The sequence below is a fragment of the Parapedobacter sp. genome, assembly GCF_035556095.1.
GTDB lineage: Bacteria > Bacteroidota > Bacteroidia > Sphingobacteriales > Sphingobacteriaceae > Parapedobacter.
The window spans coordinates 118789-141192 of the sequence record NZ_DATMFT010000032.1; the positions used below are offsets into that span (position 1 = coordinate 118789).

The 22404-nt window shown below is 51.2% G+C and carries 28 protein-coding genes; 13 read left to right on the top strand and 15 right to left on the bottom strand.

Annotated features, from left to right (window positions below):
- Nucleotides 1–35 precede the first annotated feature (35 nt).
- The 4 genes from VNQ80_RS19905 to VNQ80_RS19920 all read left to right on the top strand — a co-directional run bounded on the left by VNQ80_RS19905 (nucleotide 36) and on the right by VNQ80_RS19920 (nucleotide 2389).
- On the top strand, nucleotides 36–527 hold the full coding sequence (locus VNQ80_RS19905) for a DUF4442 domain-containing protein (RefSeq protein WP_325642007.1): 492 nt from the start codon (nucleotides 36–38) through the stop codon (nucleotides 525–527).
- A gap of 13 nt (nucleotides 528–540) precedes the next feature.
- Nucleotides 541–1173, top strand: coding sequence for an ATP-binding protein (locus VNQ80_RS19910; protein WP_325642009.1), 633 nt, complete (start codon nucleotides 541–543; stop codon nucleotides 1171–1173).
- 66 nt (nucleotides 1174–1239) lie between these two features.
- Nucleotides 1240–2028: a HipA family kinase gene (locus VNQ80_RS19915; protein ID WP_325642011.1), complete on the top strand. Its 789-nt coding sequence runs from the start codon at nucleotides 1240–1242 to the stop codon at nucleotides 2026–2028.
- Nucleotides 2006–2389 carry a DUF3037 domain-containing protein gene (locus tag VNQ80_RS19920; protein WP_325642013.1) on the top strand — a complete coding sequence of 128 codons (384 nt, stop codon included), beginning with the start codon at nucleotides 2006–2008 and terminating at the stop codon, nucleotides 2387–2389. The genes VNQ80_RS19915 and VNQ80_RS19920 overlap by 23 nt, the downstream gene beginning before the upstream one ends.
- A gap of 1 nt (nucleotide 2390) precedes the next feature.
- On the opposite strand, the gene VNQ80_RS19925 is transcribed toward VNQ80_RS19920, so the two are convergent.
- From VNQ80_RS19925 to VNQ80_RS19935, 3 genes are read right to left on the bottom strand one after another with little or no spacing between them, the layout of a single operon-like run.
- Nucleotides 2391–2837 carry a cytochrome c gene (locus VNQ80_RS19925; protein WP_325642015.1) on the bottom strand — a complete coding sequence of 149 codons (447 nt, stop codon included), beginning with the start codon at nucleotides 2835–2837 and terminating at the stop codon, nucleotides 2391–2393.
- Nucleotides 2837–3481, bottom strand: coding sequence for an SCO family protein (locus tag VNQ80_RS19930; protein ID WP_325642017.1), 645 nt, complete (start codon nucleotides 3479–3481; stop codon nucleotides 2837–2839). The genes VNQ80_RS19925 and VNQ80_RS19930 overlap by 1 nt, the downstream gene beginning before the upstream one ends.
- A 5-nt stretch (nucleotides 3482–3486) precedes the next feature.
- Entirely contained in the window at nucleotides 3487–3933 is a 447-nt protein-coding gene (locus VNQ80_RS19935; protein WP_325642019.1) for a transposase, read from the bottom strand.
- 113 nt (nucleotides 3934–4046) lie between these two features.
- On the opposite strand from VNQ80_RS19935, the gene VNQ80_RS19940 reads away from it, so the two are divergent.
- The 8 genes from VNQ80_RS19940 (at nucleotide 4047) to VNQ80_RS19975 (ending at nucleotide 10184) form a co-directional block, all read left to right on the top strand.
- Nucleotides 4047–4595, top strand: a complete 549-nt coding sequence (locus VNQ80_RS19940; RefSeq protein ID WP_325642021.1) for a DUF1599 domain-containing protein — start codon at nucleotides 4047–4049, stop codon at nucleotides 4593–4595.
- Nucleotides 4596–4605: 10 nt separating this feature from the next.
- On the top strand, nucleotides 4606–5799 hold the full coding sequence (locus VNQ80_RS19945) for a BT_3928 family protein (protein ID WP_325642023.1): 1194 nt from the start codon (nucleotides 4606–4608) through the stop codon (nucleotides 5797–5799).
- Nucleotides 5792–6304 (top strand): shikimate kinase, encoded by a 513-nt coding sequence (locus VNQ80_RS19950; RefSeq protein ID WP_325642025.1) that lies wholly within the window; start codon nucleotides 5792–5794, stop codon nucleotides 6302–6304. The genes VNQ80_RS19945 and VNQ80_RS19950 overlap by 8 nt, the downstream gene beginning before the upstream one ends.
- Nucleotides 6305–6358: 54 nt before the next feature.
- Entirely contained in the window at nucleotides 6359–7300 is a 942-nt protein-coding gene (locus VNQ80_RS19955; RefSeq protein ID WP_325642027.1) for a glycerophosphodiester phosphodiesterase family protein, read from the top strand.
- 9 nt (nucleotides 7301–7309) lie between these two features.
- On the top strand, nucleotides 7310–8020 hold the full coding sequence (locus tag VNQ80_RS19960) for an ATP-binding cassette domain-containing protein (RefSeq protein ID WP_325642029.1): 711 nt from the start codon (nucleotides 7310–7312) through the stop codon (nucleotides 8018–8020).
- 105 nt (nucleotides 8021–8125) lie between these two features.
- Nucleotides 8126–8701, top strand: coding sequence for a hypothetical protein (locus VNQ80_RS19965; RefSeq protein ID WP_325642031.1), 576 nt, complete (start codon nucleotides 8126–8128; stop codon nucleotides 8699–8701).
- A gap of 70 nt (nucleotides 8702–8771) precedes the next feature.
- Complete coding sequence (locus VNQ80_RS19970) at nucleotides 8772–9908, top strand: cysteine desulfurase family protein (protein ID WP_325642033.1); 1137 nt, start codon at nucleotides 8772–8774, stop codon at nucleotides 9906–9908.
- Nucleotides 9909–9977: 69 nt separating this feature from the next.
- The gene (locus VNQ80_RS19975; RefSeq protein ID WP_325642035.1) at nucleotides 9978–10184 is read left to right on the top strand and encodes a hypothetical protein; all 207 of its coding nucleotides are present in this window, start codon (nucleotides 9978–9980) and stop codon (nucleotides 10182–10184) included.
- On the opposite strand, the gene VNQ80_RS19980 is transcribed toward VNQ80_RS19975, so the two are convergent.
- Nucleotides 10181–10510, bottom strand: coding sequence for a tetratricopeptide repeat protein (locus VNQ80_RS19980; protein ID WP_325642037.1), 330 nt, complete (start codon nucleotides 10508–10510; stop codon nucleotides 10181–10183). The genes VNQ80_RS19975 and VNQ80_RS19980 overlap by 4 nt on opposite strands.
- 98 nt (nucleotides 10511–10608) lie before the next feature.
- Here VNQ80_RS19980 and VNQ80_RS19985 point away from each other — a divergent pair, with 98 nt between their 5' ends.
- On the top strand, nucleotides 10609–11544 hold the full coding sequence (locus VNQ80_RS19985) for a sugar phosphate isomerase/epimerase (protein WP_325642039.1): 936 nt from the start codon (nucleotides 10609–10611) through the stop codon (nucleotides 11542–11544).
- Between the two features lie 28 nt (nucleotides 11545–11572).
- Here the strand turns inward: VNQ80_RS19985 and VNQ80_RS19990 are convergent, their stop codons facing one another.
- From VNQ80_RS19990 to VNQ80_RS20040, 11 genes are all read right to left on the bottom strand, one after another.
- A complete protein-coding gene (locus VNQ80_RS19990; protein ID WP_325642041.1) occupies nucleotides 11573–11911 on the bottom strand; it encodes a hypothetical protein in 339 nt (112 codons plus the stop codon).
- Between the two features lie 243 nt (nucleotides 11912–12154).
- Nucleotides 12155–12763, bottom strand: coding sequence for a MarR family winged helix-turn-helix transcriptional regulator (locus VNQ80_RS19995; RefSeq protein ID WP_325642043.1), 609 nt, complete (start codon nucleotides 12761–12763; stop codon nucleotides 12155–12157).
- Nucleotides 12760–13026: a DUF2024 family protein gene (locus VNQ80_RS20000; protein ID WP_325642045.1), complete on the bottom strand. Its 267-nt coding sequence runs from the start codon at nucleotides 13024–13026 to the stop codon at nucleotides 12760–12762. Before VNQ80_RS20000 ends, VNQ80_RS19995 begins: the two co-directional genes overlap by 4 nt.
- 93 nt (nucleotides 13027–13119) lie before the next feature.
- On the bottom strand, nucleotides 13120–13353 hold the full coding sequence (locus VNQ80_RS20005) for a thioredoxin family protein (RefSeq protein ID WP_325642047.1): 234 nt from the start codon (nucleotides 13351–13353) through the stop codon (nucleotides 13120–13122).
- A 195-nt stretch (nucleotides 13354–13548) separates the two neighbouring features.
- Nucleotides 13549–14196 carry an O-methyltransferase gene (locus VNQ80_RS20010; RefSeq protein ID WP_325642049.1) on the bottom strand — a complete coding sequence of 216 codons (648 nt, stop codon included), beginning with the start codon at nucleotides 14194–14196 and terminating at the stop codon, nucleotides 13549–13551.
- Between the two features lie 29 nt (nucleotides 14197–14225).
- A complete protein-coding gene (locus VNQ80_RS20015) occupies nucleotides 14226–15101 on the bottom strand; it encodes a glycine betaine ABC transporter substrate-binding protein (RefSeq protein WP_325642051.1) in 876 nt (291 codons plus the stop codon).
- A gap of 3 nt (nucleotides 15102–15104) precedes the next feature.
- Complete coding sequence (locus VNQ80_RS20020) at nucleotides 15105–15938, bottom strand: proline/glycine betaine ABC transporter permease (RefSeq protein ID WP_325642053.1); 834 nt, start codon at nucleotides 15936–15938, stop codon at nucleotides 15105–15107.
- A 1-nt stretch (nucleotide 15939) separates the two neighbouring features.
- A complete protein-coding gene (locus VNQ80_RS20025; protein WP_325642055.1) occupies nucleotides 15940–17184 on the bottom strand; it encodes a glycine betaine/L-proline ABC transporter ATP-binding protein in 1245 nt (414 codons plus the stop codon).
- Between the two features lie 241 nt (nucleotides 17185–17425).
- Entirely contained in the window at nucleotides 17426–17794 is a 369-nt protein-coding gene (locus VNQ80_RS20030; RefSeq protein ID WP_325642057.1) for a hypothetical protein, read from the bottom strand.
- 5 nt (nucleotides 17795–17799) lie between these two features.
- Complete coding sequence (locus VNQ80_RS20035; RefSeq protein WP_325642059.1) at nucleotides 17800–20256, bottom strand: penicillin acylase family protein; 2457 nt, start codon at nucleotides 20254–20256, stop codon at nucleotides 17800–17802.
- A gap of 155 nt (nucleotides 20257–20411) precedes the next feature.
- A complete protein-coding gene (locus VNQ80_RS20040) occupies nucleotides 20412–22397 on the bottom strand; it encodes a c-type cytochrome (RefSeq protein WP_325642061.1) in 1986 nt (661 codons plus the stop codon).
- Between the last annotated feature and the right edge of the window lie 7 nt (nucleotides 22398–22404).

A 22404-nucleotide genomic window follows, 5' to 3' on the forward strand; every position in this document is an offset into this window, starting at 1 on the left:
CTTCTTCCAAAATTTGTGGTTACCTTAGTGGATATATGCTACTTTCGGAAAATGCATTGAAATGGGTCATGCGGCTATACCCACCGTTCTTTTTCCAGCGGATATGGGTACGACGGTTTGAGAAAGGGTTTACCGGCGTGGAAGTCAAGATCAATCGTAGTTTGCTGAACCGCAATTATAACGGTTCCATATTCGGTGGTACCATCTTTGCCGCTGCCGACCCCTTTTTTGCGCTACTATTTGACCAACGGTTGCAACGAAAAGGATTCAAGACGGTGGTGTGGCTCAAGAGTGCAACCATCCAGTACGTCAAACCTGGCCGTACTGCACTGTTTTTCCGGATTTCGCTCGATGAAAGCGATATTCGCGAGGTTGAAGCGGCACTGGCCCAGCATGGCAAAATCGTAAAATCGTACCCCATCACCATCGTGGATTGCAACGGCGACACCTGCGCCATCATGCACAACGAAGTGTACATCCGCGATGCCCGGTACCAGGGGGCGAAACAGCAAACAAGTACGTTATAAGCGGATAGTAGGCGTGACCATCAAAGCATTGATATTCGAAGGCGAAGGCGAACGGCTTGATTTCAAAAACAGGATCAGCAACTGCGGTAAGATTGCGAAGACGCTGGTGGCCTTTGCCAACACCAAAGGAGGCAAGTTACTGGTGGGCGTGGCCGATGATGGCACCATTAAAGGGGTAAAGAGCGAAGAAGAGGAAAAATACATGCTCCACCGGGCCGGACAGCAATATTGCCGCCCGGCCATCGAGCTGCACTTCACCGAACTGTATGTCGACGACAAGCTGGTATTGGTTGCTGAAGTTGCGGAGAGTGATCTAAAACCGCACTATGCATTGGACGATAGCGGGAAATGGTGGGTGTATGTGCGGGTCGACGACAAGAGTCTACTGGCTGGGAAGGTAGTTGTGGATGTATTGCGCCAAAGTAACCGTCTTGAGGGTGTGCGGTTCAGTTATACCGAAAAAGAAAAAGCGTTGATGGAATACATGCAAACGCACCCCCGCGCGCACCTACCCGAATTATGCGATCACCTCCAACTGTCGCGCCGGAGAACACGGCGTATCCTCGTGAACCTGATTGTTGCCGGTGTCATCGAAGTACACAACGGTGACCACGAGGAATTCTATACGGAACGTACTGATTTTTGATATCTCTGCAATGAAAAAATGCGCAATGACAGCAGAGCCAACGATATATTTAGCTAAGTTTGAGACGTGAATAATTCAACAATACGAACGGTACAGGTAACCCGTTACGTGACGCCACTGCGGGAAGGCGGATCGCTGCCGGCCATCGTGGAGGCAGATGACGGTTTCCTTTATGCGCTTAAATTCCGCGGCGCGGGACAGGGCAGCAAGGCGCTCATCGCCGAACTACTGGGTGGTGAAATTGCGCGCGTCTTGGGATTCCGCGTTCCGGAAATTGTATTTGCTCAACTCGACGAGGCCTTCGGACGGACTGAGCCAGACGAGGAAATCCAGGATCTACTGCGGGCCAGCACCGGACTTAACCTAGCATTGCATTACCTCTCAGGCGCAATTACGTTTGATCCTGCAGTAACCCGGCCGGACGCGGCATTAGCATCGCAGATTGTTTGGCTGGACTGCCTGCTTACCAATGTGGACCGAACCGCGAAAAATACGAATATGCTGATGTGGCACAACGAGCTATGGCTCATTGACCATGGCGCCTCCCTCTATTTCCACCATACTTGGGACGATTGGAAAGTACAGGCGGTTAAGCCGTTCGTCCGCGTAAAAGACCATGTGCTACTCGCGTGGGCAGATGAGCTTGATATGGCAGATAAGATACTGAAAAGCAAACTAACAGAGCCGGTAATTGAGTACATTGTACAGCAGATTCCAAACGAGTGGTTGGCGGATACAGGCGAGCAATCGCCTACGGAGGCGCGGGAAGTCTACCGACAGTTTTTAACGATGCGCGTGGCTGCATCGGAAGTTTTTGTTAACGAAGCGAAAGATGCCCGGAAAAGAATTGTTTGAGTACGCTGTTATCCGACTGGTGCCGCGGGTCGAGCGCGAAGAGTTCATGAATATCGGAGTGGTGCTGTACTGCCGCGGGCAGCGTTCACTTGTGATGCGGTACGCATTGGATGGTCCGCGACTCCAAGCATTTCGCCTTCCGATACCCATGGAAGAGTTAGAAGCCTACCTACGCGCGTTTGAACAGGTGTGCAGCGGTAATCGAACGGCTGGCCCCATTGCCGCACTGCCGATGGCTGAACGCTTCCGGTGGCTTACCGCCAAGCGGAGCACAGTCATCCAAACATCGGCTGTACACCCCGGACTGTGTGTGTCGGCCGAAGCGACCCTAGGGCGTCTCTTCCAAGAGTTGGTGATGTGATTTATTTTTTCAAGGCATCCTTGTCCCGGCAAGCAGCAAGCCCTGCCTGAACCTCTTCCAACGTAAACATATCCATCGAGTTACCAAACGAATGACCGATGTAGGTAAGCACGTACGCGATTTCGATGGGTGAAAGCGTCGGATTGGCGGGCATTTCCGTGTCAAAGACGATACCGTTCACCTCAAGTGGGCCCGACACCCCGTATTTCACCATGCACGCAAGTTGCTCCCGATGGGTGATCAGGAAGGTGCTATCGGTAAGCGGTGGGTACAGACTACCGAGCCCCTCGCCACGTGCCCCGTGGCAATTTTGGCAATGGGTGGTGTACACCTTCTGTCCGTTTACGGTATATTGTGCTGTTCGGATGGCCTGTTCGCTCTGGCACGAATGGAATACTAGGTATACTGACAGTAATGCCACGCAAAAGTACAAATAGCGATTGCGCATCAGTCTTGGATCTCTTTCAGCAGCGTTGCCAAATCATCAAGGAGCAGCTGCACCTGTGCATCGTTGGTGCCATCGTAAGCCCCGCGGATATGCCTATTCTGGTCTACCAGCAGTAAATGGCCGGAGTGGTCATAACCACCGGGCACATCGGCATCTTCCTTCGTGTACACCATATAACTATCGGAGAGACCATAAATAGCGGCCTTACTACCGGTTACAAACTGCCACTGGTCGTTGGTAACCCCCAATTTCTCCGCATACGTTTTGAGTACACTTGGCGAGTCATAGCGGAAATCGATACTGTGTGAAAGGAACCGGACCCTTTCGTCGCCTTTGTATTTCTCGTACACTTTCAGCAGGTTACGCTGCATAGTGGGACAAATACTGGGACAATGGGTAAAGAAAAAATTAGCAATATAAACGCCATTATCGAACGCATGGTTATCGATGAAGACGCTATCCTGGTTGAGCAACCGGAAATCGGCGATGCTGTGGTACACGGTATCTGTAACAGTTTGACCATCTACAACCTTGGTCACCGGTTCGCGGGACCCCAAGATGGGCAACGTCGTATTCGTGGCCTGTTGGCAGGCTAACACACTGCTAAGCACATAGGCGCCCACCAGTAACGAGGGAATACGCATGGCGGTCAGAATTGCGCTAACTTTTCAGCACTTTCCTTGGCCGCATCGTCAAAGAGCACCTTCATGTCTTTCACCTTTTCCACTTCCTGCTCGTAGTACGTTTTAATTTCAGCAGCCGATTTATCTTGTGGGTCGACCTCAAAATTCGTCATCCAATCCATCATCGCATTGGTTGCCTCATCGAGGCGGTCTTTCAGGCCAGACAAATCCGTGCGTACCTGCGCGGTGTCAATATCCGGGTTTGTCGCTTTCAATTCCGGCAAACTAGACAACAGGGAGTCGATTTTCACCGTGTTCCGATCGAACGCACTGATTTGGGGCATAATTTCGTCATGAATAGCGATCGCCTCGTCGCGCAATCTGTCGATTTCAGCGGTATCACTGCCACCACCGTTACAGGCAGCGAGCAGCAAAAAGGCCGCAGCAGCTGGAAATATGATCTTCTTCATCATCTCATCTTGTTGTTGGATGACAAACTTAGCTAAAATTCGTTTGATAAACAATCAGTACGTCAGCACATCGACACATCAGCAGTTCACCAAATTCTTTTATCTTTGCCAATATCATGGATACATCAGCACAATACGATCGTATTATCGAGCATTGCCAGCAATTATTCGCAAAAAAGACGGCCGATTACGGCACGGCATGGCGCATCATGCGTCCCGCATCTATTACCGACCAGCTATACATCAAGGCGCAACGCATCCGCACCCTCGAAGAAAAAAAAGTATCCAAAGTTGGCGAAGGGGTCACCGACGAATACATCGGAATTGTAAATTATTGCGTAATTGGCATCCTGCAACTGCAACTGGGCACCAGCGTAAATGAACAACTGCCGGCCGAAGCCGTGCAACAGCAATACGAACAAGCCGTTCGCGAAACCAAGGAACTGATGTTTGCCAAAAACCACGATTACGGGGAAGCATGGCGCGATATGCGGCTTACGTCGCTCACCGACCTCATCCTCACAAAAATCTACCGTGTAAAGCAGATCGAAGACAACGACGGCCAAACCGTTGCTTCCGAAGGTGTAAAAGCAAACTACCAGGATATGCTGAACTATGCCGTTTTTGCGCTGATCAAACTCGGCGTAGCCGATAGCAAACCTTAAGCATAAGACCATGTATACCACAACTACCCCAAACGCACGTACGAATTACCTGCTCGCATTTGCACGGCTATTCACCGGACTCCTCTTCATTTTCTCTGGATTAATCAAGGCCAACGATCCAACCGGTTTCGGCTATAAGCTCGAAGAATATTTCCACGTCTTCGGCACCCACTTCCTGAATGACTACGCCGTCACAATCGCTATTGCCATCTGCGGGCTGGAAATCCTGCTCGGTGCACTGCTCCTACTCGGCTTCTGGGGGCGCACAGTCGCCTGGGGCTTGTTGTTACTCATCCTTTTTTTCACGTTTCTCACCTTCTATTCTGCCTTTTTCGAGGTAGTCACCTCATGCGGCTGTTTCGGCGATGCCATTCCCCTCACTCCCTGGCAGTCGTTCGGTAAAGATGTGGTGCTGTTGGCGCTTATTCTGATTATCTTTTTCAACCGGAATGCCATCCGCCCCCTTATTTCCAATAAAGGCACCCGGGCCTTCCTAACTGTGGTATTGATTATCGCATCGGTAGGCATCGGCATCTACACCGTCAACTATTTGCCGTTTATTGATTTCCTCCCCTACAAAAAGGGCAATAACCTTCCCGCACTGATGACGCTACCCGAAGGCGAAGTGGGCGATCAATACGACATCATCTACACCCTGCGCCATAAGACTTCGGGCGCGGAAAAACAGGTATCAGACAAGGTTTATCTGGCCGACGAGCTTTGGAAAGACGAAAACTGGGAAATCATCGGCGACCCGGAAAGCAAGCTGGTCAAGAAAGGCTACCAGGTACCCATACCCGACCTGCTCGTCAGCGATGCTAACGGAGAGGATGTTACCCAACAACTTATTGAAAACCCCTACTACAACCTAGTCGTGGTGGCATGGAACCTCGATAAAACCAACCTCGATGCATTACACCACATCAATGAGCTGGTCACCGAGGTTACTGAAGCATACAACATCCGCGCCATCCTACTTACCGCGAGTGGCACGCAGCAAGCCGAGCAAATCAGCCGGGAACTACACCTGCTTACCGAGATATTCTATGCCGATGCCGTCCCCCTCAAAAGCATGGTACGGGCCAATCCCGGTATGTTGCTATTACGGAACGGCTCGGTAATCGACAAATGGCATTACAACACATTACCCGATTTTGACACATTAGACAACCGGTATTTCAAAAAAGCCTATCAAGATGAATGATACCAAGCCAATTTTCCTCATCGGCTTCATGGGAAGTGGCAAAACAACCTGGGGCCGTAAGCTCGCACTTAAAACCGAACGGGCGTTTATTGACCTCGACGAAGAAATTGCCGATGAAGCCGGCATGCCAATCCCCCAATACTTTGCCGAGCACGGCGAGACCGCTTTCCGGACACTGGAAAGCCGCGTGCTCAAGAACCTGCCGCTCGAACAACCGGTTGTTGTCGCCACCGGCGGCGGTACACCCTGCTACTTCGATAACATGGCCTGGATGAACAAAACCGGCAAGACCATTTACCTTTGCGTGCCTCCCAAAGCACTGTGGAGCAGGCTCATGCAAACCGATATCGCCGCACGCCCCGCCTTGGGCGGACTCACCGGAAAAGCGTTGCTTGACGATATCACCGCCAAACTCGCCGACCGAACCCCCCACTACCAGCAGGCCACCCACATCGTAGACCAGCTTTCCATGCGATTGGACGACTTGATTAGCCTATCGAAGTGATTTTAAACGACAAATCGTTATCTTTATCCGGTTTATCTATCACAAATTCGCTTTATGATTCGCCGCACACCTCCGTTTCTGGTCCTCGCGCTGATTGCCCTCGCTGCCGCCTGCATACCTGCCAGCGTCGGTAGCGGCGAATACCGAAACGCAGCACGCGATATCAAACTGGCATCGGTAGACGAGCTATACCGTTTTTTGACGTATACCGAGAATCGGTATCCCCTGATTAGCGCACACCGCGGTGGGCCGACAACAGGGTTCCCCGAAAACGCCATTGAAACATTCGAAAACAGCTATCGCTACCAGCCGCTCATTATCGAATGCGACGTTCAGATGACCAGCGATTCGATACTCGTGTTGCTGCATGATGAAACACTCGGCCGTACCACCACCGGTTCGGGGAAGGTGGCCGATATGGTTTTTTCGGACCTGAACGATCTACACCTCAAGGACCCCAACGGAAAAACCACCCCCTACCGTATTCCGACCCTCGATGAAGCCCTCCAATGGGGGGCAGGCAAAGTGGTCTTCACCATCGATGTGAAACGAGGAGTACCCTATCCCCTGGTCATCGATGCCATTCAGCGTAACCAAGCACAAGCCTACAGCGTGGTCATCACTTACAATGCAGAACAAGCGGCCATGGTACACCAGTTGGCTCCCGATTTAATGATATCAGCATCCATACGCTCCCGCGAAGATCTCCTTAGGCTCAACGACCGCAGCATTCCCGATAATCGGCTTGTCGCATTCGTGGGAACGACCAATGTCGCCCCGGCGGTATATGACCTGTTGCATGACCACGGCATCCTCTGCATATTGGGCACGATTGGGAACATCGACAAACAGGCCGCTGTCCGTGGCGACACGGTTTACACCCGCCTCGTAGAATCCGGGGCCGACATTCTTTCGACAGACAGGCCGCAAGAAGCCGGCAAAGCGTTGCGCACTTACCGCGCTGCCCATAAACTGACGTCCCGTTTTATCAAATGACACCCCACCATGTCTATCCAAGTAACCGACCTTCATAAACACTATGGCACAGATCACGCCTTAAAAGGCATTTCATTCGAAGCGAAGCCGGGCCGGGTATTGGGCTTCCTGGGCCCCAACGGCGCTGGGAAAACGACGACCATGAAAATTCTCTCTGGCAGCCTCACGCCCACGTCCGGGTATGCCGCTTTATCTGGCATAGACATCAGCAAAAATCGCTTTGCTGCCCGCGGCCGAATGGGATACCTGCCGGAAGATAACCCGCTTTACCACGACATGTACGTACGCGAAGCACTCGCCTTCCTAGCCGGTTTGCACCGCATTGCCAACTGCGACAAACGGATCACCGAGGTCATTGTCATGACCGGCCTCGCGGCTGAGCAGCATAAGAAAATCCACCAACTATCGAAGGGATACCGTCAACGGGTTGGCCTGGCACAAGCCATCCTCCACGACCCGGATATCCTGATCCTTGACGAGCCGACCTCCGGGCTAGACCCCAACCAACTGCAAGACATCCGTTCGCTGATTAAAAACCTCGCCTGCGAAAAAACCCTTTTGCTATCTACCCATATCATGCAAGAAGTAGCGGCCGTGTGCGACGACGTGATTATCATACATAAGGGGCAAATTGTGGCCGATTTCCCACTGGTTGAACTGGGGAGCAGGTATACCGACAATACCCTTGAGGAGTTATTCATCCGCCTGACCGCCAATTAGCTTACGCCAATTACTCCCCCGTATTAAACAATGTGGCACGTTTTGTGTTATTTAAACAACTAGTTAAAAGACATAACATAAACATTTACATTTAAACGAAAGACCATGAAACGTGTATTTTTATTTTCAGCATTATTCTTAGCCGGCGTATTCGCGGTGAATGCACAGGATGTCAATCGGCCACAAACATCGGCCAACGTAGGTATTACCCCCGTCCAGCAAGGGAACTGGATCGTAGGCGGAAGCCTCGGAAGTCTCGGGTATAGCTTCGAAGGGGAAAGCTTCAGCTTGAGCGTCAATCCTCGTGCGGGGTATTTCATTTCAGACGGTGTCGCGCTGGGTGTGGGGTTGACAGGGTCAGTATACACAGCTCCTGATGCTGACGCTGTGTGGGGATACGGTGTGGCCCCCTTCGTGCGGTATTACTTCCCCGAAGGTTCGAGTGCGTCAGGCCGCTTCTTCGCACAGGGTGATGTTGGCCTTGCCGGAAGCTCATTGGGATCGGGCGCTACCCTCGCTTTAGGTGCCAATGTAGGCTATGCGCATTTCATTACCCAAAGCGTTGCACTAGAGGCAACACTGGGATACAATTACAGTAAGGCAACGGTTTCCGGCGCTGAGAAAGCAAGTGGGCTCAATGTGGGCCTTGGCTTCCAAGTGTACCTGCCGGGCCAGCGATAAGCCCTTTCAATTCGTTGAATATTACCAAAGCATCGGACACCATCCGGTGCTTTTTTTTTACCTTTGCACCATGCAAGTATATCTGGACAATGCGGCTACCACGCCGATCGACCCTAAGGTCATCGCTGCCATGGTGGCTACCATGGAACAAAATTACGGCAACCCTTCATCCATCCATGCGCATGGGCGGAAGGTAAAAACCATCGTAGAAAAAGCCCGGAAAACGGTTGCTGGCCTGCTCAACGTCTCGCCGGCGGAGATATTTTTCACCTCGGGTGGTACCGAAGCGGACAATACAGCGATCGTGCGGGGTATCATCGACCATGGCATCATGCATGCCATTACCTCGCCACTGGAACACCACGCGGTGCTACATACACTTGAAGAACTCGAAAAAAATGGCACCATCCGGCTTAGCCTGCTATCGGTGGACGGCAAGGGGAATGTGGACCTACGCCAGTTGGAGCAGCTGCTAAAAGAAAACCCGCGCTCTTTTGTATCCCTCATGCACGCTAACAATGAAATCGGCACCATCACCGACATCGAATATGTATCGGCGCTCTGTAAACAATACCAGGCCATTTTCCACTCCGATACCGTACAAACCATGGGACATTATGTGCATGACCTCACCAAGCTGCAGATCGACTTTGTAACGGGCGCAGCCCATAAATTCCACGGTCCGAAAGGTGTAGGATTCCTATATGTAAACCACCATACCAAAATAAAACCGTTCATCTATGGCGGCGCGCAGGAACGCAACATGCGCGGTGGTACCGAAAATGTGTACGGCATCGTGGGGCTTGCCAAGGCGCTCGAAATCTGCTATGCCCAGATGGCCGAGCACCAGCAGTATATCCAAGGCCTTAAGGATTATATGATCGGGCAATTGAAAATGCATATCCATGGTATTCAGTTTAACGGCGACATTACGCGCGAAAACAGTTTATATACCGTGCTGAATGCATCCTTTCCATGTACCGACATGGCTGATATGCTGCTATTCAATCTGGATATTTCGGGTATCTCCGCTTCGGGTGGAAGCGCATGCAGCTCGGGGTCAGCTATTGGATCGCACGTGTTGCATGCCATCCATGCCGATAATGAGCGGCCATGCGTCCGCTTCTCATTCTCCAAAAATAACACGCGGGAGGAAATCGACTTCGTCGTCGGGAAATTGCGAACACTCTGTTTAGAAAAAGCATAATTCCAACCCGTCCAAACAACTGGATGCATTCGTGGTTAACCTTATAGTACCAACTAAAAGGAGGAACACATGGATCCGAAAAAACCATTCAGCGGGACACCGGCGGACGAGCGCTATACAAACAAGGAGCTCGATGCGGAAAACACCACCGATAAAAAAACAGACGAAACACCTACAGACGTCGATGAAGTTATCGACAAAGCGAGTTATACCGAGCGGAATCATGGGCGAACACATGATGGAAGTGCTGACGTCAGCAATCCCGGAACTGCTTAATCATCGTCTTCTTCACCCGTAGCCATGCGGTAAGCGGCCTGCAGCTCAGACAGTGCGTGCATGTCTCGCTTTTTGCGTGCGGCATGCATGCCCAGTTCGTAGGTAACGACCGCATCCGCTTGTCGCCCCAGGGTTTCGTACAGCTTACCCAAGTGGTAATAGGTTCCCACATAGTCCGGATGGTTGCTTACCAACGCTTCATAATGATGGAGTGCGTCGTCGGTGTATCCCAATTTAAGATACTCCGTAGCCAATGCATAGGTTAAAAAAGGATCGTCCGGGCTCTCCTTAAGAAATTCAGTCAGCTGCTGTAACCGCTTGCTCATGCTGCAAACATAGCAATTTTCATGATTTTCCGAGGCAGCCATAGCTCCGGAAAGTGCAATTAATTCCCTACCTTTATCCCGTACAACTAGCAAAGCCAATGGATAGAAGAGCATTCATCGCGTTAGGCGCAGCTTCCAGCGCCCTATTAGCCAGCCCGGCAACACGGGCAGCACAACCCATCGCGCAAAAGCGTTATCAAAATGGCGTAAGCCCGTGGCCCATTTGCCTGGATACCGCTACGGTTCGGCCGGCTTCACTACGTGAAAAAGTCAAGATTGCAGCCAAGGCGGGTTACGATGCCATCGAGCCATGGGACGGTGAACTGGAGGAGTTCGAAGCCGGCGGCGGAAACCTCAAGGATTTGGGCAAGGAAATCAAGGACCTCGGCCTTTTTGTACCCAGTATCATCGGCTTGTGGAATGCATTGCCGCCGACACCCGAGTTGTTCGAGGAGTCACTCAAAGATACCCGCCGGCGAATGCGTATGGCCGCCGACATCGGATCCCAGCATATACAGACCATCCCCAACACCGTGGGCGACAACTACAACCAGCAATGGGTAGCCCGCCGCTACCGTGACCTGATTGAAATGGCAAAAAATGACTATGACCTCCAAGCCGCATTGGTCTTTGTTAAATATTTCCCCTTGAAAACGCTAGGTCAGGCAATGGCTGTCGCGTTGGATGCCAACCATCCGGATGCCATGGTCATACCAGACACCTACCATATGCATATTTCAGAGGGAGGCTTTGAAGGGCTACCCCTGATCAGTGGGAAAAGCATCGCCATCTTCCAGTTTTCCGACGCACCGGCTACACCCGCTATCGACCAATTGGACGACAGCCATCGGGTATATCCCGGTGATGGGATCTTGCCGCTAACGAAGATACTTCGCGATCTCAAGGCGATCGGCTTTGACAAGTGCGTTTCTTTGGAGCTGTACAATCCTGAATATTGGAAACAGGACCTACAGCAAGTAGCCGAAACTGGGCTCAGGAAAACCCTCGCGGTTATCCGTGAGGCTGGTGTCTAAGGTTTTGGCCAGCGAAATTTGCCGAAACTTAGTTATCGGCAAATTCGCTGCAATCCATATCTTTCCAGTCCGCAATCGCATCTTCCGCAGCTTTTTTATACTCCGGATACAAATTGCAATTTTGGGCGGCTTTAAGGTAATCCACGCCAATTTTTTTCATTTTATCGCAATTGGCCACGCTGGGGTCTTCAGAAAACGCATTTATCGCTTTTGAAAAAGCTTCGCTCATCTTTAAGACATCATCGCATCCCCTAGCCCCAATCGGGCTTGCCTTTTTGCAGCTGCTCATAGATGTCGCAATCACAGCAATCGATGCAATCGACAGTGCCAGCGTTCTACGCACGGCATGCTTACCTAAGTAATTCATAGTGTGTTACTTTAAATAGTTAATAATCAATATGGTGTAAAAGTATAGGCCTTTTGCTCACTATACAACCCCCCAAAGGGGGTACTTACATTTTTCCTGGTCATTATGCAAACAAAGGTCGCCGCAAAAAAAACGCCATGCAATACACCAAATTAGGTATTTATCGCCCTTGAGTTGCAACAAAGGTATACACTGCTATAGTTCGGGGGGGATACGGTATCAGCGGGTTCCTTATCGTGAGGTTCACATCGGCAAATGTTCAGGGCAGTCCACACGCAGCTCGGTTGGTGCTAACGACTGGTTAATCAATTGGCAAAAGTGACCGTTTCCTCCCGGGCCGGGGCGGTAATGCGAACAAGTGAAACACATTCGCTGTATGGTAATTATACCGGTCTTGTTTAGGTGGCGGATAATGCCGATTAAGCTCAACAGCAGATTTTCCTTATCATCCGCATCCAATAGTTCGATAGGGGCTTTCAGCTCCTTCGTAAACAGGGCGGTCCGGCCCGCTATCGCTTTCCCTGCTGCTGAAAGGTGAATACAGTAGCTCCGCGTATCGTACTGGTCATATTCCTTCGAAATCAGCCCTTTCTGCTCCAGCGCTTTCACGGTATCACTTATCGTCGCTTTGGTCATATTGAATTCGGAAGCGAGGTAGCTTACTTTCCGCATTTCCTCACCGTGATGCAATAGGAAAATCAGCACCTGCATCTGTATGGGGCTTAAACCGTTTGTTTTGCTTTCATTCCACAACAATACCCGGAAAGCCTGCGCAATCCGCTCAAGGGAGGCAACTATTTTGCTATCGGTGCTTTGGTTCTGTTGGCCGAGGTCAAAATCAGATCGATTCATCCGTCACAGTTTTCCATTTCATAAACATAATAACCACGTTCCTGAATAGCCAGCTCCCATTCCGGCCGCACGGTCTCGACATGGCAGAACCTGCACTCGTTGGAAGTAAGTGGTTGCCCGGCTTGGCCTTTGCTCGCTAAATAGGTTTGTCCATAACCGTATATGGTCTCTGTATTCGTCATTGCTGTGGGAACAATGATATCAAAGTGCATGGTACTGCCATCCCGCTTTACCACGTATGTATCCCAAACCGATACCTGCATATTATATGGTGTTTTGTGTTATCCATTTCAGTTGAGGAAAGGATGCCCTGAAACAGGGCACCTTCTCCCTTTCTAACCTGGTTACTTCGTGTACTAACCTCTTACATCCGCCATGGACGCACCGAAATTGATGTGCAGTACGTTTCCCTGCGGCGTAATCAATGCTGGTACGGATTTGACTCCGGCCGCCTCGGCTTCTTCAATCCGCTTACGGTCTTCGCCAAGGTGAACTACTTCCACCTTCTCCGCTCCGATAAGATTGATAATGTCCTGTTCCGCGCTTACACAAACCGGACACCCGGCATGATAAAAAACTGATTTGCTCATCTTTTAATGTGTTTAATTGTCAGTCGGCAACATCGCCGACCCAAATATAGTTAGGATTCCTAACAATTCAAATTAATTTACGAATTGCAAAAAAAGCTGCCGTTTAGGTTAATAAACCAGGTGTTGTACCTTGAAAACTCAAAAAACAAATTATTCCGTTTTCTTGAACAAGAAACACGACATCAGAACAGACAGCTATTTTTTAAGGCTTACCGCAATCCCCGAGCTACTCGTGTTGTCTATATGGGTTTCATATCCGGGGTGGTTGTTTACAAACTCCAGGTATTCGCGGATACCGCTAATCGACTGCAGTACGTTATGGGCGGTAAAGCGGCCCCCTGGTTTGAGTTTCGGGTCCACATCCTTGAAATACTGGATGTACCAATCCTTATCTGCGTCAGAAAACACAAAGTCAAGCGGGCCTTCCACTTCCGGCACCAAGTCGTGTGCGTTCCCCAACCGGAAATCCACGAATGCCGACAGGCCTGCCGCTTCCACGTTGGCTTTTGCCTGCCGCTGCCTATTTTCATCCAGTTCTATGGTTACGAGCTTGCCCCCCGTTTTGCTCAGCGCCCAAGCGATCCATACTGTTGAGTGGCCGGTGGAGGTACCGATTTCCAAGGCCGCCGTATAGCCATTGTCTACAATCAGGTCGTGCAATACCTGCCCGTCGTTGTATGGCACGTTCAGGTCCTGCCATGTTCCTTTATTTTTCTGTAAAAACGCTTCGACTTTTTTATCCAGCTCTCCCTGGCTTTCCGGATTTTGAGCCACACAGCCGGCTGCAATTCCAATGCAGACCGTTATTATTCCAAGTGTTTTTAGTACGCAATGTGTATCCATGGCAGTAATTGGTTTTTCTGGAATAACACTTAAACGGAGGGAATTGTTTTAGGGGTCGATCTGTCGCCGCCCCGCCACCATGATTCAACCAGCTCCCGATGTTCTTCCACCCATTGTTTTGCCGTCTCTTTCTGGTTATCACTGGCTTCCATCTTCATGAGCAAATCGGACATGACTTCCTTCTCAAAAAATGCATGTTCAAGGAACCGGTATACATCAGGGAAATCGACGTCTAAATCTTCGCGGACATACGTCTCGATGTGTTCCGCATCGCCATAGATTTTTTTGGGGTCTTCCAGGAACTTCAGGTCAAACCGGCCGAACAACCAGTGCGGTTCCCAGCCAGTAACCACAATCCATCGATCCTCATCCACCGCCTTCTGAAGTTCGGAAGCCATAGCCACCATAGACGAATTCAATTGCTCATAATCCAGCGCATAAGCAATCAGCACACTGTCGGTATAAGCGGCCATTCCAGTACCTCGCTCGATACCGACAATTTTACCGCCAAATTGCGCGCGGTGGTCGTTCAGCTCCTCGATCGTCTCGATGTCTACATAGGTGGGTACCACCAGCCCCAACTGTGCGCCTTCATAGTTAATCCCTGCACTACGTATCTTGTCAAACGGGGCCACCTTTTCGCCATGGGTGGTAGGCAGCCACACATTCATGAAAATGTCCGTATCCCCATTGTCCATCGATGCCAATAAGAGGTTTGGTGCCGCCTTTTGGGTAACCACGTGGTAACCCTTTTCCGTGAGGTATGCCTGCGTAACCATCGTCATGGCATTACCCTCGGCCCAGCCCGTGACCATCCCCATACTGATGCGTTTGGTAAAACGTTCGCCACAACTACTCAACGCAACGCATACCACACCTATACCTACCAACCGTAATAGCTTCATTTCTTAGTGTTTTAGCCCCTTGCTGCCAAAGGCATGTGTAATCCGATCGAGAATAATCGCCAGAATAACCACCGATAGGCCGCTTTCAAACCCCAGCCCGATATCGAGGTTATTGATCCCCTCAAGCACCTTTTCACCCAGCCCCCCAGCTGCGATCATACCGGCAATTACCACCATCGACAAGGATAGCATAATGGTTTGGTTTACGCCTGTGAGGATGGTTTTGAGCGACAGCGGCAACTCAACCTTAAACAGGATTTGCCGTTGTGTAGCGCCCAGCGAACGTGCCGCCTCCAGCACATCGCCGGGTACCTGTTCTATACCCAAGGCTGTAAGCCGCACCGCCGGTGGCATCGCAAAAACAATGGTGGCAAAAGCGCCGGGTAGCTTGCCGATACTGAAAAACAATACCGCGGGAATAAGGTAAACGAAAGCCGGCATGGTCTGCATAAGATCGAGTATAGGCCTGATGATCCGCCGCGCTGTCGTGCTTTTGGCCGACCAGATACCCAGCGGTATGGCAAATACCAAGGCGATGACGGTCGATGCGATGATGAGCGCCAACGTCTGCATCGTCTCTTCCCAAAAGCCCATCAAATAAATGAGCATTAATCCACAAAGTGTAAAGGTGGCGATGCTTTTGCCGGCTTGCTTCCAGGCAACTGCCGTGAAAAGCGCAATGATCACATAGAACGGGACGCTTACCAGCATCCATTCCAAGCTTTCAATACCGGCGTTGCCCGTGGTTTTGATGAAATCAAAAAGGGGGCGAAGGTTATCCATCAGCCACTGTACTGCAACGGCTACATATTGTCCGATGTCGATTGTCTTTTCCATATCAATTGTTGTTAGCGAGCTTTTGCAAATGGGCTATTTCCTGTTCATCATATCGCGTAGCTTCAATAACCACTGCATTTTGAGACACGATGCCCAACAGGTGCTTTGAATCCATATCGACCACCCCAATGGGTGATCTCGTGGCAGAAATCAGCGGTAACATTTGTTCAACGGTTACTTCTGTGGCGACGGTAGGAACATCTGTTAAGATGATTTCCTGTACGGTCTCGGCTCCTTTTTTCGCACACGCGATCACATCAGTCACCCATACGAAACCCTTAAATACATACTGATCATCGACCACCGGGAGTACATCCAGGCCAGTAGCTCGCATTTTGCGCAATGTCCCTTCCGGACCATCTTTCCCTAAGCGAACAACCGTGGGCTTTTTATGCATCAGGGTACCGGCGGTAATGATCATTTTGCGATCCACCTGTTTAACGAATTCGGCGACGTATGCGGTAGCCGGGTTGGTGAGTATTTCCTCGGCAGACCCTATTTGTTCGATGACACCATCCTTCATGATGGCAATGCGATCGCCCAGTTTAATGGCTTCATCCAGGTCGTGGGTTACAAATACGATGGTTTTCCTAAGCTTATCCTGCAATGCGATAAGCTCATCCTGCATTTCCGTTCTGATCAGCGGGTCGAGCGCAGAAAAGGCTTCATCCATCAATAGCACCTCCGGTGCATTGGTGAGTGCACGGGCCAGTCCCACGCGTTGTTGCATACCACCGGAGAGTTGAGCGGGAAATTGATGTTCAAACCCGTGTAACCCCACGGTATCCAATGTTTTCTGTGCCTTTTCCTCACGGCGCTCTTTACTTTCTCCGCGGAGTTCCAAGCCGAAAGCCACATTTTCCAGAATGGTCCGGTGTGGCAGTAAACCGAATTTCTGGAACACCATACTCATTTCGGTACGGCGCACGTCCAGTAGTGCCTTGTGGCTTTTGCGCGTCACATCGTCACCATTGATGTAGATGTTTCCGGCAGTGGGCTCAATCAACCGGTTCAGGCAACGCAGCAGCGTCGATTTACCACTGCCCGAAAGACCCATAAGCACAAAAAACTCACTTTCGTATATTTCAAAATTTGCACGATTTACTCCCACCGTGCAGTGAGTTTTCCTCAGGATTTCGCTTTTCGTCGCACCGGATCTGAGTAACTCAAGTGCTTTTTCCTTATTTTTTCCGAAGATTAATACAAGATCCTCAACTTTTATTTTTACAGCTTTTTTTTCTACCATCGTTTGCTCTTATCATAAAATTATCCCTCACGTTGGCTAAAAAAAACCAACGTTACGACTGTCACACGCATCGATTAACAAAAACGCGCGGATTAAAAAAAGTAAGAAGGAGGAATTTGGGGGCTTTTGGCGGTTGCCGCCGTTGACTTAATGTGTATTTTCTGGTGTTTTTTTACTGCCATTGCCGCGAATGTACGAAAAAAAGTAGCAGGTATCCAAAATGTACGGGATATATTGGCGGTTACACACGCCGTGGCCGCATGAATTGCCTCATGCGCAGACCTGCCAGACCGGAAAAACCGCTTACCAAAGCCACCACCAATACAGAAGCCGTCAGCATCAACACAACACCGGCCGTGCCAGTCGCAAACGACGCTCCGCCGGTGAAAATACCGGCCACCTGTGCCGTCAGGTCAGACCCCGCGGCAGCAAGCAAGTATATGCCATAGCCCACCCACAAGAGGGCACCTGCCCCCGCCGATTGCCAAAAGGCACGCGGAGCACGGTGCGGCAACCACCAGCACCCCACAAAGCACACCGGTGCGATCAGCCACCACGGACCTATAAACGACAGCACTGCACCCACCACCAGTATAAAAAGGAAAAGCATAGCGTTTAATTTTTCGGTTTCAATAATACATCGCGTTGCAGCCTTGGCGACTGTTCATCCACAGTTTTCAAGAACAACAGCGTATCCAATTCACCATTGGCCCATCGCCCAATCATGTTGTCGTAATATTTGCTACCGGGATTGCCTGACTGTCCCCCGGGATATAGTCCGTATGCAGAAGGCCACTCGCCATCCAGTTGTACCACCATCCGCCACGATGGCCCATGGGTGTCCGATGTGGCATTGACAATACCGCTTCCCCCGCCAATGACAACACCCGTGCGCCCGAAAGACCTGAAGTTTGGCACCAAATGCAGGATACGCGTATTTTTCACGTGGCTCCAGGCCCAATCGTCTGCAGCTATTTCGCCGAATCGGTCGCGCAATTCGCTCACGGTCTGCCGAAAGCTCTGACAGATGATGCCGTCGATGGTTTCAACGGTATCGGCGGTAAGCACATTGTCAAACCATTGCGCTCCGGGTTCGTTGTTGATAAGCTGGTATGTGCGGTCAAGGCTCGGATACAGCAGTTGTTCTTCCTGCGCGAACTCATCGCCCCAGATCGCATCGCATAGTTTATCCAACCAATGTTCGAAAATCGTCGCGCCTACCGCATTGGCATCGTTTCGGTAGTCCCAACGTTCGAGGGCGTCGTACTCGGCCGACCGCCGGATGGAATCATCGGTAGCCAAGCCCCGTAACAGGCGAGGTAACACACGCCTAGCATCCACGTTGAAATTATCATTCTGCAGATCGCGTAAGCTATCAGCTGTGGCGGCGCGCATCGCCTCCAGGCGCTCGTTGATGCGAAGGGCACGGCTCGGATGGGCAAATTTCCAATCGAGGTAATAGGGATACGTGGTATCGGCAGGAAATTGGTTTGCCGAACTCACAAATCCCCGCGGTGGATTCTTTACCGTAGGGTTCTGTTCCCGGGGAATCCAGCCCTGCCAATCGTGTGCTGCCAGTGTGCCATCAAGGAGGTATTTCCCCTGCCCTTTCCATTTGAGTGGCAATTTGCCATTCGACGTGATGGCAATATCTCCACCGTTGCTTGAAAACACAAAATTCTGTGCCGGTGCGGTGAAATAGGCCAATGCCGCACGATAATCATCGTAATTTTGGGCGCGGTTGAGGTAATGGAACGTCAGCACATCGGCCCCGTCGGTCTCGTTCGTTATCCACCGCATGGCGTAGCCCACAGGTATCCGGTTGGTATACGCCGTTTCTGACGTTTTATGGTATACCACCGGGCCGTGATGGGTATAATACAGGGTATCGTGCAATTCGGAGCCCCCCTTCACATGGAATGTTTCGATGTGCATGGTGGTGGGTTTCCATTTCCCGTCATGCCAGTACGCCGTAAAGGTGCTGTCGCGGAACCGGATGCGATAAAAATCCATGACGTCCGAGCCGACATTGGTAACACCCCAGGCCACATCTTTGTTGAAGCCGATAATGATGGCCGGTGTACCCGGCAGGGCTACGCCATATACATTTACGCTTGGCGATGAAAGCTGCATCTGGTACCATATGGAGGGCAACGTAAGCTGCAAGTGCGGGTCGTTGGCCAGTATAGGCAGACCGGTGGCGGACCGCTCGCCCCCTATGGCCCAATTATTACTGCCCACCTCGGGGTGGGGCGTGGGAACCGAAAAGGCCAGCAGGGTACTGTCCGGATGGGCTGCAACCTCCTTAGGCACGGGCGGAGCCATCAGCGGATCGAAATCCCATGCGGTTCCTTCGGGTACAATAGGCGATTCCACAGTGGGATAGCTTGGAAAAAGATCGGCCACAACCTCCGGGCCGTGTTTCGCCAGCACCTGGCTGAGCCGGAGGTCGTTGCTGCCGCCATTGAGCGTGTTGCGCATGTTCATCAGCATGAGGATGGATTTATACGGCGACCAGGCTTCAGGGGTGTAATTCAGCAGCTTGTATTCGACCGGAAGGTCCTTGTACGCCAATTGGGCGATGTACGCGTTTACACCCGCCGCATAGGCTTCCAAGGCCTTTCCGGCCACCGTGTCAGCTTCCATCCGCTCGGCAATTGCCGCCGCGGAACGTGCCATGCCCAACCTCCGGTTAAAACGGTCGTATTCGAGCACGGCCTCGCCCACCACCTCCGTGAGGCGGCCTGCTGCAACGAGCGTATAAAATTCCATCTGCCACAGGCGATCGCGCGCAATCACGTACCCTTGCGCAAAATAGAGATCCTCATCGTTCTGGGCAAAGATGTGAGGCACGGCATTATCGTCATACCGAACGACCACTTCACCGGTTATTCCTGGCAATACGATTTCCGTATCGCTGTCTCCGGGACGGGCCTCAGCATTCTGGAGGTAGCCATGGAAGGGACTGAGGAGCTTACCCAGCGGTGGTAGCATGCCCCAAGCATGATGAAAGACGTAAATCAGCAGCAAGGCAATCGCCAATGGCCAGACATGCTTGATGAATTTCATCATGTGTTAGGCGTTGTTTTCCGATAATGGTTATCTAATCCATTCAAACTTAGCTAAACCATACGAAACATGCAAATGCAACGCTTACCATAAAAAATATCCAGCCCCGTGGAATCGAAACTGGATATTGGAAAAGGAAGGTGAAATGCTTACCGTTATCAGTTGGCCAATGAATTGATATAGGCCGCAATCCGGAGTGCATCTGTTTTTGGCACATGGGGCATTGGTGGCATCTCGGTGGCATAGCCGGGCCAGTTTGCAGGTTGCGGGCTGTAAATCAACTCCACGATTTTCTCGTTGGCATATTTCCGTTTCGCGATATCCGTATATGACGGGCCAATCTGCTTCTTATCGGGGTTATGGCAGGCTATGCAGGTGTATTTTGCCAATAGTCCCTCGACCTCCTTGAAGGTGGGTGCTTTGACCACCACGGTTTTTACCGTAGGAGCTTTTAGCGTAGAAGCCGGCTTGTTGGCTTGCGTTGACGAAGACGTGGTAGAAACTGGTGCCAGTTCCGGTTCGACCACCGGGATGGAACTGTCTTTGGTGCTTACCTCATTCATCGACAGTTTCGGCCCTTGGGGTATTTTGTGTAATGTATAGTAGGCGGTTGGGTGGATCAACGAATAAAAGTTGTCCTTTTCTCGGATTCCATCCAGCGTGATCGTATGGATATAGTGCGCTTTGAGGCTATCCACAATGATCCGTGCACGCAGTCCATCCGCGGAAACCTTCACCCCTTTTATCCGATTCGATTGCATGTCTACCGGCGGACTGCCATACACCGGGTGGTATTTATAGGTATAACTTTCCACCTGGTAGGAGGCAAGGTCATTGGCAGAAGCCGTGTCTACCGGCAGCGTGAACGTGATTTCAAACCCATCAGGCATCGCTTTTACCGTTTGCATTTCGAATGGGATTTCACCATTCCATTCCAGCCGTTCCAGCCCTTCGTTGGCATCGCCCGCCGAACCCCATCCGCGGTTGGTTTCACCAACAAACAACGAACCATCCGGAGCCCATTCTACACGAAGCACGCCCGACCGGAACCCACTACGGAACCCGATAGCCGCTCCCTGCAATTCACCATTCACCTCCTCCAGCATCACCCGCGATAACATGCTCATCCCTTGGTCGCCCACCAACACCTGGCCTGCAAAAGGACCGAATACGCCATCGGGGATAATTGTAGGTTGCGAAGAAGAAATACCCAAGATACCGTGGGGTAACCACACGGCAGGCAATCGAAACTCCGCGAATTCCTGCTTGGCATCGAATGCAGTCTTATATTGCTCATTGATGATGTTTTCAGGCTTCACGAAACGGCCCTGATCATTCTTGACGCGGCGCTCATCTATTTTCGAGACGAACTGTTCCGTGGTCAGTTTAACGGGAGACCCCGGGAGGCCAGCCCAACGTAGCCCGGCGGGATGCCCCATAAAATCACCTTTGTTCACTTGCCACAAGCCGCCCGAGCCGATCCAATCACCCTGATTCTCGGTATAGAACAACTGTCCGTTGAGCAAGCCCGGACCAGCGGGCGATCGCATACCCGTAGCCCAAGGTGTGAGTTTGCCGTCCTCGGTGATATTTACCGCCCATCCGCGCCAGGGCACCCGGCTTTCACCGCGCCACCACTCCTCGTCGCCAAAAGCCACGTTACCCGTCACGAAGAAAGTCCCGTCGGGCGCAATGATTGGGCCGAACGAGTATTCGTGGTAATGACCCGACAGTGGCCACGCATATACCGTTTCATACACATCGGCCTTGCCGTCGTTATCGGTGTCAACGAGCTTGGTCAGCTCACCACGTTGGGCACAATACAGGGCCCCATCTTTATAGGCTAGACCGAGAATTTCGTGCAGACCCGAGGCAAACTTACGGAAATAAGGGTTGCTACTGGTGGGGTTTTCGATGATATAGACGTCGCCACGCCGCGTGCTAAGGCCAAGGTTACCGTTGGGAAGCATAGCCAGGCCACCAACCTCCAGGATGATACCTTCCGGTGTACGTACTTTCCGGATCCGGAAAAAATCTTCTTCCTTGGGGCTCTCCTGAGCAAAAACGCTGAGTACCACCGTAAGCGCTATCGCCAGTACTGCAATTACTTTAAAATAGAGTGTATGTTTAATGTTAGTAGTCATGGTCAAC